Origin of the sequence: Bradyrhizobium arachidis, from assembly GCF_024758505.1 — a bacterium.
In the GTDB taxonomy this organism is placed as follows: Bacteria; Pseudomonadota; Alphaproteobacteria; order Rhizobiales; family Xanthobacteraceae; genus Bradyrhizobium; species Bradyrhizobium manausense_C.
The window spans coordinates 4,701,249-4,716,548 of record NZ_CP077970.1 but is presented as its reverse complement, the minus strand read 5'-3'; the positions used below and the strand labels follow the sequence as shown (position 1 = coordinate 4,716,548).

At 64.0% G+C, this 15,300-nt stretch carries 13 protein-coding genes; 4 read left to right on the top strand and 9 right to left on the bottom strand.

Features of this window, described 5'->3' with window-relative positions; genetic code table 11:
* Positions 1-18 precede the first annotated feature (18 nt).
* A complete protein-coding gene (locus KUF59_RS21760) occupies positions 19-1,044 on the top strand; it encodes an aspartate-semialdehyde dehydrogenase (RefSeq protein WP_212459594.1) in 1,026 nt (341 codons plus the stop codon).
* Between the two features lie 141 nt (positions 1,045-1,185).
* Here the strand turns inward: KUF59_RS21760 and queA are convergent, their stop codons facing one another.
* From queA to coaD, 5 genes are all read right to left on the bottom strand, one after another.
* On the bottom strand, positions 1,186-2,265 hold the full coding sequence (queA, locus tag KUF59_RS21755; protein WP_212459593.1) for a tRNA preQ1(34) S-adenosylmethionine ribosyltransferase-isomerase QueA: 1,080 nt from the start codon (positions 2,263-2,265) through the stop codon (positions 1,186-1,188).
* 120 nt (positions 2,266-2,385) lie between these two features.
* Positions 2,386-2,850, bottom strand: coding sequence for a peptidylprolyl isomerase (locus tag KUF59_RS21750; protein ID WP_212459592.1), 465 nt, complete (start codon positions 2,848-2,850; stop codon positions 2,386-2,388).
* Positions 2,847-3,257, bottom strand: a complete 411-nt coding sequence (locus KUF59_RS21745; RefSeq protein ID WP_212459591.1) for a hypothetical protein — start codon at positions 3,255-3,257, stop codon at positions 2,847-2,849. Before KUF59_RS21745 ends, KUF59_RS21750 begins: the two co-directional genes overlap by 4 nt.
* A gap of 7 nt (positions 3,258-3,264) precedes the next feature.
* Positions 3,265-3,840, bottom strand: a complete 576-nt coding sequence (locus tag KUF59_RS21740) for a peptidylprolyl isomerase (protein ID WP_212459590.1) — start codon at positions 3,838-3,840, stop codon at positions 3,265-3,267.
* Between the two features lie 38 nt (positions 3,841-3,878).
* Positions 3,879-4,373: a pantetheine-phosphate adenylyltransferase gene (coaD, locus tag KUF59_RS21735; RefSeq protein WP_212459589.1), complete on the bottom strand. Its 495-nt coding sequence runs from the start codon at positions 4,371-4,373 to the stop codon at positions 3,879-3,881.
* A gap of 250 nt (positions 4,374-4,623) precedes the next feature.
* Here coaD and KUF59_RS21730 point away from each other — a divergent pair, with 250 nt between their 5' ends.
* Together KUF59_RS21730 and KUF59_RS21725 are read left to right on the top strand one after the other, a co-directional pair.
* Positions 4,624-4,881, top strand: a complete 258-nt coding sequence (locus tag KUF59_RS21730) for a hypothetical protein (RefSeq protein ID WP_212404086.1) — start codon at positions 4,624-4,626, stop codon at positions 4,879-4,881.
* A 271-nt stretch (positions 4,882-5,152) separates the two neighbouring features.
* Positions 5,153-7,006: a potassium transporter Kup gene (locus KUF59_RS21725; protein WP_212459647.1), complete on the top strand. Its 1,854-nt coding sequence runs from the start codon at positions 5,153-5,155 to the stop codon at positions 7,004-7,006.
* Between the two features lie 40 nt (positions 7,007-7,046).
* Here the strand turns inward: KUF59_RS21725 and KUF59_RS21720 are convergent, their stop codons facing one another.
* Positions 7,047-7,748 (bottom strand): hypothetical protein, encoded by a 702-nt coding sequence (locus KUF59_RS21720; protein ID WP_212459588.1) that lies wholly within the window; start codon positions 7,746-7,748, stop codon positions 7,047-7,049.
* A gap of 308 nt (positions 7,749-8,056) precedes the next feature.
* Between KUF59_RS21720 and KUF59_RS21715 the strand changes: the two genes are divergently transcribed.
* Positions 8,057-10,795, top strand: coding sequence for an autotransporter family protein (locus KUF59_RS21715; protein WP_212459587.1), 2,739 nt, complete (start codon positions 8,057-8,059; stop codon positions 10,793-10,795).
* Between the two features lie 111 nt (positions 10,796-10,906).
* Here KUF59_RS21715 and gyrA read toward each other — a convergent pair whose 3' ends face one another.
* The 3 genes from gyrA to KUF59_RS21700 form a co-directional block, all read right to left on the bottom strand.
* Entirely contained in the window at positions 10,907-13,630 is a 2,724-nt protein-coding gene (gene gyrA / locus KUF59_RS21710; protein WP_212459586.1) for a DNA gyrase subunit A, read from the bottom strand.
* Between the two features lie 168 nt (positions 13,631-13,798).
* Positions 13,799-14,197, bottom strand: coding sequence for a DUF2306 domain-containing protein (locus tag KUF59_RS21705; RefSeq protein ID WP_212459585.1), 399 nt, complete (start codon positions 14,195-14,197; stop codon positions 13,799-13,801).
* A gap of 189 nt (positions 14,198-14,386) precedes the next feature.
* A complete protein-coding gene (locus KUF59_RS21700; RefSeq protein ID WP_212459584.1) occupies positions 14,387-14,878 on the bottom strand; it encodes a single-stranded DNA-binding protein in 492 nt (163 codons plus the stop codon).
* Between the last annotated feature and the right edge of the window lie 422 nt (positions 14,879-15,300).

Genomic DNA, 15,300 nt, shown 5'->3' with positions numbered 1-15,300 from the left:
CAGGAAACGGAGGACAAAGTGAGTAACGATCCCGTCGTCGCGATTGTCGGCGTCACCGGCGCCGTCGGCGCCGAATTCATCGCCACCATGGACAAGCGCGGCTTCCGCGTCGGCAAGCTGAAGGCGCTCGCCAGCGCCCGCTCCGCCGGCAAGACGATCTCCTTCCGCGGTCAGCCCGTGGTGATCGAAGAGCTCACGGAGCGCTCCTTCGACGGCGTCGATATCGCGCTGTTCTCCGCCGGTGGCAGCATTTCGAAGAAGTACGCGCCGATTGCCGTGAAGGCCGGCGCCGTCGTGGTCGACAACTCCTCGGCCTTCCGCATGGATCCGAACGTGCCGCTGGTGATCCCCGAGATCAACGCGAACCGCATCCGCGACCACAAGGGCATCATCGCCAACCCGAACTGCGCCGCGATCACCGCGCTGGTGCCGCTGTGGCCGATCCACAGGAAGAACCGCATCAAGCGCGTGATCATCGCGACCTACCAGGCCGCCAGCGGCGCCGGCGCCGCGGCCATGGAGGAGCTCGTGGAATCCACCCGCGCCAACCTCAACGGGCAGGTCTATACGCCGAAGGTGATGCCGCATCCCTTCGCCTTCAACCTCTTCAACCACAACACCGCTGTTGACCCCGAGACCGGCTACAACGACGAAGAGACCAAGGTCATCAAGGAAACCCGCAAGATCTTTGAGGACGACACGATCGCCGTCGGCGTGACCTGCGTCCGCGTCCCCGTGCTGCGTGCGCATTGCGAGGCCATCACCTTCGAATGCGAGAAGCCGATCACCGAGGACCAGGTGCGGTCGATCATGGCGCAGGCCCCCGGCGTCAAGATCGTCGACGATCGCGCAAAAAACTATTTTCCGATGCCGATCGACGCCTCCGGCCAGGACGACGTGCTGGTCGGCCGCATCCGCAAGGATCTCAGCGATCCATCGGGGCATTCGGTCTCGATGTTCGTCGCCGCGGATCAGCTCTTGAAGGGCGCGGCGCTCAACGCGGTGCAGATCGCGGAGCTCTTGCCGGAGCGCGCGATGGCGTAACGAGCCTCTGTCCCCACTCCGTCATCCTGAGGTGCGAGCCATGCGGCGCAAGGCGCCGCATGGGGAGCCTCGAAGGATGAACGGCCCGTGATGCGCCAGCCGGGCCGTCGCCCTTCGAGGCTCGCCGAAGAGGCGAGCACCTCAGGGTGACGGCGATGCTCTAAACAGCAGGCACGCATCCCCATACGAATAGAACCGATAGCCGCGCGCGATCGCATGCGCGTAGGCCTGCTTCATCGTGTCTAGGCCCGCGAAGGCCGACACCAGCATGAACAGCGTCGAGCGCGGCAGATGAAAATTCGTGAGCAGGATATCCACCGCGCGGAAGCGATAGCCGGGTGTGATGAAGATCGAGGTCTCGGCTTCGAACGGCCGGATCGTGCCGTCTTCGCTGGCTGCGCTTTCCAATAGCCGCAGCGAGGTGGTGCCGACCGCGACGATGCGGCCGCCCTTGCGCCGCGCGCTGTTCAGCCTCTCCGCGGTTTCCGCCGAGATCGTTCCCCATTCCGCATGCATCTTGTGGCCGGCGGTGTCCTCGACCTTCACCGGCAAAAACGTCCCTGCCCCGACATGCAACGTGACGCTGACGATGCCGACGCCGCGCGCGCGCAACGCCTCTTCCAGAGCGGGCGTGAAATGCAGCCCGGCGGTCGGTGCAGCCACCGCGCCCTCATTGGCCGCGAACATGGTCTGGTAGTCGGCCATGTCCTGCTCGTCAGGCGTACGCTTCGATGCGATGTAGGGCGGTAGCGGCGGGCTGCCGAGATCGGCGATCGCCTGATCGAGCGTCGGCCCGTGGAACGAGAACGACAGCGTCACCTCGCCTTCGGAGCCCTTGGCCTCAACCTCGGCATCGAGATGGCCGAGCAGACAGACCTTGCCCTCATTGCCGAAGCGGATGCGGTCGCCGGCGACCAGCTTCTTCGCGGGCTTCACCAGCGCCTGCCAGCGCGAGCCGTCCAGCCGCTTGATCAGCGTCGCCTCGATCTTCGGCTCGGTCTCCCGCCCGATGCGGCGGCCCTTCAACTGCGCGGCGATCACCTTGGTGTCGTTGACCACGAGCTGATCGCCGGGTCTCAGCCATTGCGGCAACTCGGAGACGATCTGATCGCGCAGTCCCGCCTCCTGCACCACCAGCATCCGCGCGGAATCGCGCGGATGCGCCGGACGCAACGCGATGCGCTCGACGGGAAGATCGAAATCGAAAAGGTCGGTGCGCATGCCCAGAACTTGTCATCGCCCGCGCAGGCGGGCGATCCAGTACTCACGATCGTGCCGTAACCACCGCTGGTGATTACTGGATGCCCCGCCTGCGCGGGGCATGACACCGGCAAAAGCCGCTTACTTCGCGTCCGCCGCCATGTATGCCTTGACGATCTTGTCGGGGTTCTGCACGGGCTCGCCGCGCTTGATCTTGTCGACGTTCTCCATGCCCGCCGTGACCTTGCCCCATACGGTGTACTGCTTGTCGAGGAAGCGGGCGTCGTCGAAGCAGATGAAGAACTGGCTGTCGCCGGAATCGGGATTGGCGGCGCGCGCCATCGAGGCGGTGCCGCGAACATGCGGCTCGGCGTTGAACTCGGCCTTCAGCTTCTTGCCGGAGCCGCCGGTGCCGGTGCCGTGTGGGCAGCCGGTCTGCGCCATGAAGCCGTCAATCACGCGATGGAACACGATACCGTCGTAGAAGCCCTCGCGGACCAGCTCCTTGATGCGCGCGACGTGGCCGGGCGCGAGGTCGGGTCGCATCTCGATGGTGACGGGGCCCTGCGTGGTTTCGAGGATCAAGGTGTTTTCGGTGACGCTCATGCTTTTCTCTCTTGGGTTGGGGGTGAAGTCTTCCGGCCGTGGAACTGGACCGCGAATGGACGCCCCGCAGCGGCGCCTGCCATCGTTTCGGTAAATGGCATCGGCGTACAGCGTTGCAATGCCTCCATCACAGCGACCCGGTACTGGAGCCGGTCATTATCTGAAGCATCCTTGGACTCGTAGGTGATCCTCGGATGACCCAAAATCTCTCCGGCGCGGTTAAAGCTCACGACGACGGTGATGTCGATGGGGCGAGCCTTCGAGGGCGGCGGCGGTTTCCAGCAACGGCCCAACCGCACGAAGATATCGCGGATAGTATTGACCTGCTCGCCTTGCGCCGATGCGCCGCTCGCGCCAAGCAGGAGCACCGCGGCAGCTACGATGAGCTTTTGGCCGCGGCGCGCCATGGCTCGGCTATTTGATGTCGGAGGCGACCTGCACCTTCACCATCTTGTCGGGATCGGTGACGGTGCCGCTGCCCGAGCCGGGCGGCGCCTTCTTCAGCTTGTCGACGACGTCCATGCCCTGCACAACCTCGCCGATCACGGTGTAGTTGTTGTCGAGGCTGCCGCCGTCCGCGAACATGATGAAGAACTGCGAATTGGCGCTATCCACGCTATCGCCGCGCCGGGCCATGCCGACGATGCCGCGCGCGAAATGCACCTTGGAGAATTCCTGCTTCAGGTTCGGATATTTCGAGCCGCCGGTGCCGTTGCCGTTCTGGCCGTCGCCGGTCTGCGCCATGAAGCCGTCCATCACGCGGTGGAACGGCACGTTGTTGTAGAAGCCTTCGCGCGTGAGCTGCTTGATGCGCTCGGCATGTTGGGGCGCGATGTCGGTCCGCAGCTTGATGACGATGCGGCCCTTGGTGGTGTCGATGACGATGGCATTGGCCTTGTCGAGATTCGCCGGCAGGGACTGCGCGACCGCCGGGGCCGCGCCGGCGAGCGCGACGAAAATCGTGGCAAGAATTGCGAGACGACGGATCATGAAAACTCCGGATCAGGTAAGAATAGCAGTCGCCTTTGTCAGGCGAATTTGGCCTTGAGCTGGGCTGCAACGAGCGGCGGCACGAACGTCGAAACATCGCCGCCCATGGCTGCGATCTGGCGCACCAGTGTGGCGGTGATCGGGCGGACCATCGGCGAGGCCGGCAGGAAGATGGTGTGCACGTCCGGCGCCATCGCCCCGTTCATGCCGGCGAGCTGCATCTCGTAGTCGAGGTCGGTGCCGTCGCGCAGACCTCTGATCATGATGGTCGCGCCGTGCTTCTGCGCCGCGGTGACGGTGAGGTCGTCGAACGTGGTGGCCTCGAAGGCGCAGCCGGCCTGGGCGGCCACCGGCCCGCAGACATCGTGAAGCATCTTCAGCCGCTCCTCGCTTGAGAACAGCGGCTTCTTGCCGGGATGGACACCGATTGCGACAACAAGCCTGTCGCATAGGGGAACGGCGTGCCGGACGACGTCCAGATGGCCGTTGGTGATGGGGTCGAAGGAACCCGGATAGAAAGCAATGCGCGGCATGGACCCGTCCTACCGCGCTCCGAGCAGCCCGGCAAGCCGGACAGGTTTTCTGCCGGTTTTTCCGCAAAACCTGTCGGAATCGCCCGAAGTGTTTCGTCCTTGAGGCAGCGACGAAACAAAACGGATGGCGAACGAAACCATTTTGCCCATCCGCGAAGACGTCCGGAAACTGGCCATGGTTACTAATCCGGCCAACGAAACGACGGGCCGCAGCAAAATGGGCGCAGCGGCCGATCACAGGGGACCGTCAATGATCAAGGCTCTTTCAGCGATCGCTCTCGCCGCGTGCGTAGCCGCAGCCCTCACCGTCCTGCCGGGCTTTGCCCCGAAGGTGGAAGCCAGCGTCCCGCAGCCGCTTGCCAAGAGCGACCGGCTGGACATCCGTGTGATCGGCAAGGATTGCTCGCAGCAGGCCTGGCCGAATTTCGAAGCCTCCTGCCTGCGGCAGGCCGGCACCAAGAAGGACGTCCGGGTCGCCCGCCTGGTCAGCGCGGACCGCACCCCGTAGAGCGTTTTCCAGCGAAGTGGACCCCGGTTCGCGCCAAGAAGACGCGCCAAGAAACGCGCCAAGACAAGAATCAGGAGCTTCGGAACGGAAGCTCCAGTTGGCTGCCTAGCCTTTCGTCACACGAACCCCATGGAAATTTGCGACGTCTCGTCGCAGACTGCGTCACGCGCGCCCCTCGGAATGACCCGTCGGGGCGCGATGTCGCCAATGGGGGTTGCCTTTGTCCAGTCCCGCCGTCGCCGCCGGCCATTCCAACCAACTCCCGCTAGCAATGACCATGGGCGCCCTCGGGGTGGTCTATGGCGATATCGGCACCAGCCCCCTCTACGCACTGAAGGAAGCCGCCAGGGCTGCCGCCCACGGCGGAACGATAAGCCCTGACGCCGTGCTCGGCGTGGCATCGCTGATCCTCTGGGCGCTGCTGCTGATCATCTCCCTGAAATATGCGCTGCTGATCCTGCGCGCGGACAACCGCGGCGAAGGCGGCATAGTCGCGCTGCTGGCGCTGCTGCACGCCCGCCACGCCCAGCCCGGCACCTGGCGCGCCCATCTCCTGATCGTCGGTCTCGTCGGCGCAGCGCTGCTCTACGGCGACGGCGCGATCACGCCGGCCATCTCGGTGCTGAGCGCCGTCGAAGGCCTGAAGGTGGACGCTCCGTCGCTGGCACCCGCCGTGGTGCCCCTCACCATCGCGATTCTGGTCGGCCTCTTCATGATTCAGAAACAGGGCACCGCCTTCATAGGGCGGATCTTTGGCCCGGTCATGCTCGCCTGGTTCTTCGTGCTCGCAGCACTTGGCATCCACGGCATCGCCAAGGCGCCGGCGGTGCTGGCGGCGCTGAGCCCGCTCTATGCCTTCGAGTTCCTGATCCACCAGGATTTCCACGTCAGCTTCGGTATCCTCGGCGCCGCCTTCCTCGCCGTCACCGGCGGCGAGGCGATGTATGCCGACATGGGGCATTTCGGGCGCTTCCCGATCCGGCTCGCCTGGTTCGCGATCTGCCTGCCGGCGCTGGTGCTGAATTATTTCGGCCAGGCCGCGCTTCTGGTCACGGATCCCGGCATGATCGACAATCCCTTCTTCCAGCTCTGCCCCGATGCGCTGCATTATCCGCTGGTCGCCTTCTCGACGGTCGCGACCGTGATCGCCTCGCAGGCGATCATCTCCGGCGTGTTCTCGCTGACCCAGCAGTCGATCCAGCTCGGCTTCCTGCCGCGCATGCAGATCCGTCACACCACCAGCCATGCGATGGGTCAGATCTATGTGCCACTGGTGAACTGGCTGCTCGCCGCCGCAACGCTCGGCGCCGTGCTCTCCTTTGGCTCGTCGGACGCGCTGGCCGGTGCCTACGGCATCGCGGTGTCGCTCTTGATGGCCATCACCACGCTGCTTGCCGCGCTCGTGGCGATCCAGTGGGGCTATTCGCCGTGGCTGGTCATCGCGGTCAACGGCTTCTTCTTCGTGATCGACGTGATCTTCTTCTCTGCCAATTCGATCAAGCTGTTCGAGGGCGGCTGGTTTCCGCTGCTGCTCGCAGGCTTCGTCGCCTTCCTGATGCTGACCTGGCGCAGCGGCGTGAAGCTGGTCGAAAGCGCGCGCGGAAAGCTGCGCCAGCCCGAGGAAGACCTGATCGAGACCGCCGTCAACAAGTGTCGCGCGAGGCTCCCCGGCACCGCCGTCTACCTCGCCTCGGCGCCGAAAGGCGTGCCGCTTGCGCTGACCCAGTTCGTCAAGCACAACCGCGTGCTGCACGAGCGCGTGGTTCTCGTCACCGTGCTGATCGAAGAGGTCCCGCACGTTCCCGACGAGGAGCGCGCCGAGGTGATCGAGATCATCCCGGCGATCGCGCGCGTGGTCCTGCACTATGGCTTCATGCAGAACCCGACCATCTACGAGGGGCTGAAGCTCGCCTGCCGGCAGGGCAAGCTGCCGGGCATCGACCTCTCAGACATCACCTATTACGTCGGCCGCGAAACCATCATCCCACGCGAGGACGTGCCGGGCATGTGGGTCTGGCGCGAGTCGCTGTTCGCATTCCTGCAGCGCAACGCCGAACGCTCGGCGGCGTTCTTCGGCGTGCCGACAGGACAGGTGATCGAGTTCGGCACGGAGCTGGAGATCTAGCACATCGAACGAGACTGGCCGTTAGCCCGCACTGCCGCTCTTACTTTGATGTGGCCGGCACCCGCCGAACCGTCCAGCCGTCGTTAAAACGCACCAAGACTGCGTCGCAGTTATCGTCCGGACATTTCTGCTCGGTGTCGGCTGGAAATACGCGCAGCGCGACGTGATCCTCGTCGATCCAGCGCTGATGGCGCCATTCGAATAGCGCGTCCTGCGCGTGCTTCCATTGCAGCGCAGGCGCGTCGCCCGCAGTCGAGCCGACGGCGAGGTCATACTCGCCGCCATGCGCATAATCATTATCGATGATGAGAAAATTCGCGCCGTCATCCGAAAAGAATGGCACGCCAGGGAGAAGCAGCTTGGCCCCCGTGCGTGCGCTGACGAGCTCGACGCCGCTACCCTCGTAATACTTAACCACGATGGAATAGACGTGGGCCACCGGATGGTAGCCGGCGAGCCAGTACTGAACGCAATGCTGCGCGTCGTCGGCCTCACAGGCCTTGGTATCGGTCCGATAGACTTTTGACGTGCCGTTCTCGAGTTGGAGCGACAGCGTATCACCACGGCGGTTCGCGAGCCTTCCAAGCTCGCGCAAACATACAAGCTCTCGGGCGTCGAGCTTGTTGTCTTCGATATCAGCGCGGCAAGTGTCAGCGGCAGCGCTGGAAGCACTCTGGCCCACGGCGTGCCCGGCTAACGCGGCCGCAAGCCATCCAACAACCAAAATGCAGATGGCACGCACGTTCCTAGCGAGTCCAAATTTCACAAGCGCTCTACCGTCGGTAGCCTGACTCTACTCAAAGCTGCAATCGAGGACAACCCTTGCGAGCGCAAAGCCCGCGCTGACGAGAATTTTCGTCAAGTTCCATCGATGTGCTGCCGATCTGCAACATCCATCGATTTGGTCGGCGAAGCCGCCAATCGCGACGCTACCCATCGTTGCAGATCGATAGACCAGCACTGTAAGATCGAACGTGTAGATTGGGCGATTCGTAGTTTCACGCGACATTTGATGACGTAGGCGATTGCAACCTGTTCGGAGATGAACAGATGGCGGGAGCCTCGGCACGCAATGTAACGCGTGCATTGTTCGCCGGTGACATCGCGCTGGCGCGGCGCCAGTACCGACAGACCGTCGCCTGGCGTTCGTTCCTGCTCGCAACCCTCATGTGGTCGGCCGGGGCAAGCGTGTTCGACGTTGCCGAGGCCGCCTGCTCGATCTCTTCAAATTACAACGGCACCTACGTTGCCGTCGTCGGCACATCCTGCGCGATCGACCCCGGCACCTCACTTGGTGCGTCGCCCTACCCGTCGCCGACCTCGATCAGCGCCGACGCAGCGCAGATCACCGCCAATGGCGTCACGGCGAGCTTCATGAACGGCCAAGGCATCGGCGCCCAGGCCCGCAACGGCGGCATCGTCACCCTTGGCGTCGATCCGTTATTCGGCGGATCGACGATCAACCTCGGCATCAATGGCGGCGGCCAGAATGTCGGCGTGATTGCCGACGGAGCCAATAGCCAGATCATCGCGACCGGCCTGGCGGTGAACCTGGGCGGTGCTGGAAATAACGTGGGTGCCCAGGCCACCAACGGCGGCACGGTGACCCTGAACAACGGAAGCTCGATCAACTTTCTTCCGGGCGGCGGCGGCAATACCGGCCTCTGGGCCTCAGGCACAAACAGCCAAGTCATCACCAACGACGCAATTGTCAGGCTCCCGAGCAGCGGCGGTGCTGGCGGCAACGATACCGGCGTGCGCGCCGATACCGGCGCCGCCGCCACGCTCAACGGCGGATTGATCAGCGTTACCGGAAATGGCGGCGGCGAGAACGGTCTGCTGGCGACCGGTTCCGGCAGCAACATCGCCGGACACGGTATGACGATCGACGTCTCCAGCGGCGGAAACGCGCGCGGCGGCGTGCTGATGAACGGCGCGTCGATTGCCTTGACCGACAGCCGCGTCACGACGACCGGCACCGGTGGCAGTTTCGGTTTTCTGCTTCAGGCTGCAACCGGCGTAACGAACGGGCTGAGCCTCGACCGTACCTTCGTCACATCCACCTTCGACGCGCTCGTCGTCCAGGGCGGCGGCGCCAGCATCGACACCGTCGGCTCCGTCGTGACCAGCAACAACGGAATCCTGTTGAGCGCCTCGCAGAGCGCGGCCGTTACGATGACGAACCGCGGATCCGATCTGACGGGCGCCATCTTCACCGACAGCTCCAGCACCACCAATGTCTCGCTGAGCGCGCAAACGGTCTGGACCATGACTGCGAGTTCCAATGTCACCAATCTCGCGAACAACGACAGCAACATCGTCTTCACGGCGCCATCGGGAAATGCCTTCAAGACGCTGACGGTGACGAACTACGCGGGAAGCGGCGGAACGATCACGCTGAACACGTATCTCGGCGGGGACAATTCGCCGTCCGACCGGCTGGTCGTGAACGGCGGCACTGCCACGGGCTCGACCCGGCTGAGGATTCAAAACACCAACGGCCCGGGCGCCGAGACGGTCGCGGACGGCATCCTGGTCGTGAGCACGACCGATGGCGGCACGACGGCTGCCGGTGCGTTTTCGCTTGCCGGCGAGGTGCGCGGCGGCGCCTATGATTACTTTTTGTATCGAGGTGGCCTCAACGGCGGCTCTGCGAACGACTGGTTCCTGCGATCGACCTTCGAGGTGCAGCCGCCCATCCCGACGCCCGAGCCGCCCGAGGAGATCATCCCACCGCCGGTCCTGCCGGCAGATCCCCCGCCGACTACGCTCCCGCCCGGGGTGTATCCTATCATCGGGCCCGAAGTCGCCACCTATGGGGTGATTCAACCGGTGGCGCGGCAGCTGGGTCTTGCGACGCTCGGCACGCTCAACCAGCGCATCGGAGACACGATGACGCCCGCGAACGCGGCCGGCGCTTCGACAGGATGGGGCCGGCCGGACTGGGGGCGCTTCTTCGGTCAGCAGGTGGACAATCACTACCGGGCATTCGCCGATCCGCGAACCAGTGGATGGCTCGCCGGTTTCCAGGGCGGCGTCGATCTGTGGCGAGGCAGCTCACTTCCCGGCCATCGCGATGCGGCCGGCGTCTACCTCGCCTATAGCCGCGCGGGCACCAATGTCGACGGCCTCATTACCAATCCGGCCGCGACCGCCTATGTGTTGACGCACACCGGAGCGTTCAATCTCGATGCGTATTCTGCCGCGGCCTATTGGACGCATTACGGTCCCGCGGGCTGGTACTTCGATGCGATCCTCCAGGGCACCCTGTACCGAGGCAGTGCGACGACCGAGTTTGCGCAATTGCCGACCAAAGGCTCAGGCATCATTGCTTCGCTCGAGGCCGGCTATCCGATCCCGCTGCCGCTTGGCCCGCGCTTCGTGATCGAGCCGCAAGCGCAGCTCATTTGGCAGAGAGTGTCGTTCGCCGACGCCAATGATGGCCTCGGGCTCGTTGCCCCAGGCTCGACCTCAGGGCCGACAGGGCGCTTGGGTGTCCGAGGCCGATGGACGATTGAGGCGAGCAATGGGATCGTGTGGCAGCCTTATGCGGGGATCAACTATTGGAAGACCTGGAGCACGCTGTCCGCGACGACGTTTTCCGGCACTGACGAGGCGCTCCTCGTCGAGAATGCGGAACGTGTCGATGCCTTTGCAGGCGTAACGTCGAGGCTCAACAGCCAGCTCAGCCTCTACGCGCAAGGCGGCTACCAGTTTACGCTCCGTCAGAACATTGCCGGAAGCCGCCCCGGCGCCCAGGGCAATATCGGCCTGCGCTACAATTGGTGAGGCGCAACGCATACCCATCGCCGCGGGCGCGTGACGACTCATCAATCGAACGAGACATAGTCAGCTCGCGAATAGGGTAACCGCCCTATTCGCCGTTCGGTTGCCCGTTCCCTACTCGCCGTTCCCGTTCTCGGCCTCTTCCGTGATGTGCTCGACCGAGACGACGTGCTCGTCCTCGGCGGTGTCGAACACGATCACGCCCTGGGTCGAGCGGCCGGCGATGCGGATGCCTTCGACCGGGCAGCGGATGAGCTGGCCCTTGTCGGTCACCAGCATGATCTGGTCGGCCTCCTCGACCGGGAACGAGGCCACCAGATTGCCGTTGCGGTTGTTGACGCTCATCGCCACGATGCCTTTGCCGCCGCGGCCCGTGGTGCGGTACTCGTAGGATGAGGTCCGCTTGCCATAGCCGTTGACGGAGACGGTGAGCACGACCTGCTCGGCCGCCGACATCTCGACATAGCGCTCCTGCGACAGCTCGCTCGCACCGGACGTCTCCTCGGCCTCGACATCAGCCGCGGCCTCCTCGGTCACGCCCTCGCCGGCAACCGCGCGGCGCATCTTCAAGTACGCCGAGCGCTCATCCGAGGTCGTCTCGACATGACGCAAAATCGCCAGCGAGATCACCTTGTCGGCGTCGCCGAGCGCGATACCACGGACGCCCATCGAGGTGCGGCCCGTGAACACGCGGACGTCGGTGACGGGGAAGCGGATGCACTGGCCGCCGGCCGCCGTGAGCAGCACGTCGTCGCGCTCGGTGCAGATCTGCACGTCGACGATCGCCTCGTTGTCGTCGAGCTTCATGGCGATGATGCCGGAGCGGCGTACGTCGACGAAGTCGGACAGCTTGTTGCGGCGGACATTACCGCCCGTGGTCGCGAACATCACGTCGAGCTCGCCCCAGGTGGATTCGTCCTCCGGCAGCGGCATGATGGTGGTGATGCGCTCGCCCTGCTCCAGCGGCAGGATGTTGATCAGCGCCTTGCCGCGCGCATTCGGCGCGGCCATCGGCAGGCGCCAGACCTTTTCCTTGTAGACCTGGCCGCGCGAGGAGAAGAACAGCACGGGCGTGTGCGTGGAAGCCACGAACAGCCGGCTGACAAAATCCTCGTCGCGCGTCTGCATGCCGGCGCGGCCCTTGCCACCGCGGCGCTGCGCCCGGTAGGCCGACAGCGGCACGCGCTTGACGTAGCCGGCGTGGGAGACAGTAACGACCATGTCCTCGCGCTGGATCAGGTCCTCGTCCTCGACCTCGCCCTCCTGCTCCATGATCACGGTGCGGCGCGGGGTGGCGAACTCCGCCTTCACTTCGGCGAGCTCTGCCTTGACGATCCCCTGCACGCGGGCGCGCGAGCGCAGGATGTCGAGATAGTCGCCGATCTCGCCGGCGAGCTTGTCGAGCTCGTCACGGATTTCGTCGCGGCCGAGTGCGGTGAGACGCTGAAGCCGCAGGTCGAGAATGGCCCTGGTCTGTTCCATCGACAGGCGGATCGTGCCGTCCGCACTGATGCGATGCCGCGGATCGTCGATCAAGGTGAGCATGTCCTCGACGTCCCGTGCAGGCCAGTCGCGCGACATCAGGGTGTCGCGCGCCGTCGTCGGATCGGGCGAGGTGCGGATGACGCGAATGATCTCGTCAATGTTGGCCACCGCGATCGCCAGGCCGACGAGGATATGCGCGCGGTCGCGCGCCTTCCCCAGCAGGAACTTGGTTCGCCGTGTGACGACCCGTTCACGGAAATCGACGAAGATGGAGAGCAAATCCTTCAGATTCATGGTCTGCGGACGACCGCTGTCGAGCGCCACCATGTTGACGCCGAAGCTCGTCTGCAGCGGCGTGAATCTGTAGAGCTGGTTCAGCACCACGTCAGGCACGGCGTCGCGCTTCAGTTCGACGACGACGCGGAAGCCATCGCGGTCGGATTCGTCGCGCAGGTCGGCGATGCCTTCGATCTTCTTTTCCCTGACCAGTTCGGCGATGCGCTCGACCATCGTCGCCTTGTTCACCTGGTACGGAATCTCGGTGATGATGAGCGCCTCGCGCTCCTTGCGGATGGTGTCGATCGTGACCTTGCCGCGCATGACGACCGAGCCACGGCCCAGATGGTAGCCGGCGCGGATGCCCTGGCGTCCGAGAATGACGCCGCCGGTCGGAAAATCCGGTCCCGGCACGATGTTCATGAGCTCGTCGATGGTGAGCGCAGGATTGTCGACCAACGCCACGCAGGCGTCGACGACCTCGCCGAGATTGTGCGGCGGGATGTTGGTCGCCATGCCGACGGCGATGCCGCCGGCGCCGTTGACCAGGAGGTTCGGGAACTTGGCCGGAAGAACCGACGGCTCGGTCTCGTTGTTGTCGTAGTTCGGCTGGAAGTCGACGGTGTCCTTGTCGATATCGGCCAGCAGAGCCAGTGCAGACGGCGTGAGGCGCGCTTCGGTATAACGATAGGCGGCGGGCGGATCACCATCGACCGAGCCGAAATTGCCCTGGCCGTCGATCAGCGGCACGCGCATCGAGAAGTCCTGCGCCATGCGGACCATGGCGTCGTAGATCGACTGGTCGCCGTGCGGGTGATACTTACCGATGACGTCGCCGACCACGCGGGCGGATTTGACGTACTTCTTGTCCGGCGTGTGCCCCTGCTCGTTCATCGAAAACAGGATGCGGCGGTGCACCGGCTTCAGCCCATCGCGCGCATCGGGCAGCGCACGCGACACGATCACGCTCATGGCGTAATCGAGGTAGGACTTCTTCATCTCGTCGAGGATCGAGATGGGGCGAATGTCAGAGGGCTCCGGCTTATCGCCAGGCTTGTTGTCGTCTTCGTCGGCCAAGGGGGAATCCGGTGAGTTTTGATCCGGGAATCATATAGCGCATTGGAGGCCTGATAACCACCCTCGGGCGCGTTTTGAAACCGGTTTTTCCGCTAATTTTTCCAGAGACTTACGGGCCTTGCCGAGTCTCTTTTAGGAGCCGCGGAATCGACCGGCCAAAACCGCCTCTCACGACCCGAAAATCACGTGGTGCATCACCCGTCCCGGCAGCAGCGTGAGCACACCTGCGATCACCAGCGCGCCGGCGAACAGGAAGATCATCATCCGCCGATGATCGGCCACCCGATGGGTATGCGCCCGCCAAACCGCGAGCGGCAGCACGACCAAAGTGAGGATCGACAGCAGGTGGATCGGGCTGAAGGGGCCGACCAGGCGGATGGTGTGGATCCAGAACGAGGACACCGCCACCAGCAGCATCAGGGCGACCCAAATCCAGCCGATCGTCCGGTGCGGTAGCGTGCCTTTTGGCGCGGCGAATTGAACGAGACCGAGGATGAAGGCACCCATGGCCGCAGAGGCATGCAGCGGGATCGCGGGAGCAGCGTCAAGTAGTGGCGCCAACGTCATGCTCGGTGCTCACAATCACGACGCCCGGAACGACATGGTTCCGTGGCGCGCCTCGTCAAGAACTTCAGGCGCTACGTGAACGCAGCCAGGAAAACCCCAGCAATACCGATAGATTGGTAAGGGATGCTGACAGTTCGAGTGAGATGCGAGCACCGCCCTTCCGACGCTGTGCTCGCGCCGTGCCCCGCCTCAGAACGGAATATCGTCGTCCATGTCGTTGTTGCGGCCACCGCCGGCGGCCACGGCACGGCGCGGCGCGCTCGAGACAGGACCGCTTGAGCCGAAGTCGCCGCCCGCATCGTCGCCAAAACTGCCGCCCCCTCCACCGCCGCGGCCGTCAAGCATCGTCAGCGTCGAGTTGAAGCCCTGGAGCACGACTTCGGTGGAGTACTTCTCGACGCCGCTCTGGTCGGTCCATTTGCGGGTCTGAAGCGCGCCCTCGACATAAATCTTGGCGCCCTTCTTCAAGTACTGTTCGGCGACCTTGCAGAGCCCTTCATTGAAGATCACGACGCGGTGCCACTCGGTCTTTTCCTTGCGCTCACCGGTCGCCTTGTCACGCCACGTCTCCGAGGTGGCGACGCTCAAATTCGCGATCGGCCGCCCGTCCTGGGTACGGCGAATTTCAGGATCTTTGCCGAGATTTCCAACCAGAATGACCTTGTTGACGCTTCCCGCCATCGCCGCTCTCCACTCCAACCGCTGAACTATTCGAAAAGATGGGCCCGTCGCCCGAAAACCACCAGCCGCGCCCCTGCTGAGGACCCTATACGCCGGGCCGCGCCAGCGAGCCCACGATCCCGCAGGTTATCCCCATATATAGCATTGGCCGCCGAAACGTTCCAGCTTTGTTCCAAGTCGAATTGGCGCCAAATATGTCGGCAATCAGGCAGCAAAAAGTTGCTCAAAAGGCGGAACCGGATGGAACCTTTTTGGGTTCCCTAAAATGGGAAAAAATACTTAACATTCATTAAGTTAGCGCGGGCGCAGTTCACTCCGAAGTGTTGCGTTTGGGAGACGGACTCTGCCCCGGAATCGAGCTAAGGCTTGCTCACGATTTGGATGTTTGGGCCTCGCCCCTGACCTCTGCTTTGGGGACAGCC

What these genes read in the sequence shown, in the direction of transcription:
- queA (WP_212459593.1), bottom strand. Translation starts at nt 2,265, where the DNA reads ATGCGCACCGACCTTTTCGATTTCGATCTTCCCGTCGAGCGCATCGCG.
- KUF59_RS21750 (WP_212459592.1), bottom strand. Translation starts at nt 2,850, where the DNA reads ATGAGCGTCACCGAAAACACCTTGATCCTCGAAACCACGCAGGGCCCC.
- KUF59_RS21745 (WP_212459591.1), bottom strand. Translation starts at nt 3,257, where the DNA reads ATGGCGCGCCGCGGCCAAAAGCTCATCGTAGCTGCCGCGGTGCTCCTG.
- KUF59_RS21740 (WP_212459590.1), bottom strand. Translation starts at nt 3,840, where the DNA reads ATGATCCGTCGTCTCGCAATTCTTGCCACGATTTTCGTCGCGCTCGCC.
- coaD (WP_212459589.1), bottom strand. Translation starts at nt 4,373, where the DNA reads ATGCCGCGCATTGCTTTCTATCCGGGTTCCTTCGACCCCATCACCAAC.
- KUF59_RS21730 (WP_212404086.1), top strand. Translation starts at nt 4,624, where the DNA reads ATGATCAAGGCTCTTTCAGCGATCGCTCTCGCCGCGTGCGTAGCCGCA.
- KUF59_RS21725 (WP_212459647.1), top strand. Translation starts at nt 5,153, where the DNA reads ATGACCATGGGCGCCCTCGGGGTGGTCTATGGCGATATCGGCACCAGC.
- KUF59_RS21715 (WP_212459587.1), top strand. Translation starts at nt 8,057, where the DNA reads ATGGCGGGAGCCTCGGCACGCAATGTAACGCGTGCATTGTTCGCCGGT.
- KUF59_RS21705 (WP_212459585.1), bottom strand. Translation starts at nt 14,197, where the DNA reads ATGACGTTGGCGCCACTACTTGACGCTGCTCCCGCGATCCCGCTGCAT.
- KUF59_RS21700 (WP_212459584.1), bottom strand. Translation starts at nt 14,878, where the DNA reads ATGGCGGGAAGCGTCAACAAGGTCATTCTGGTTGGAAATCTCGGCAAA.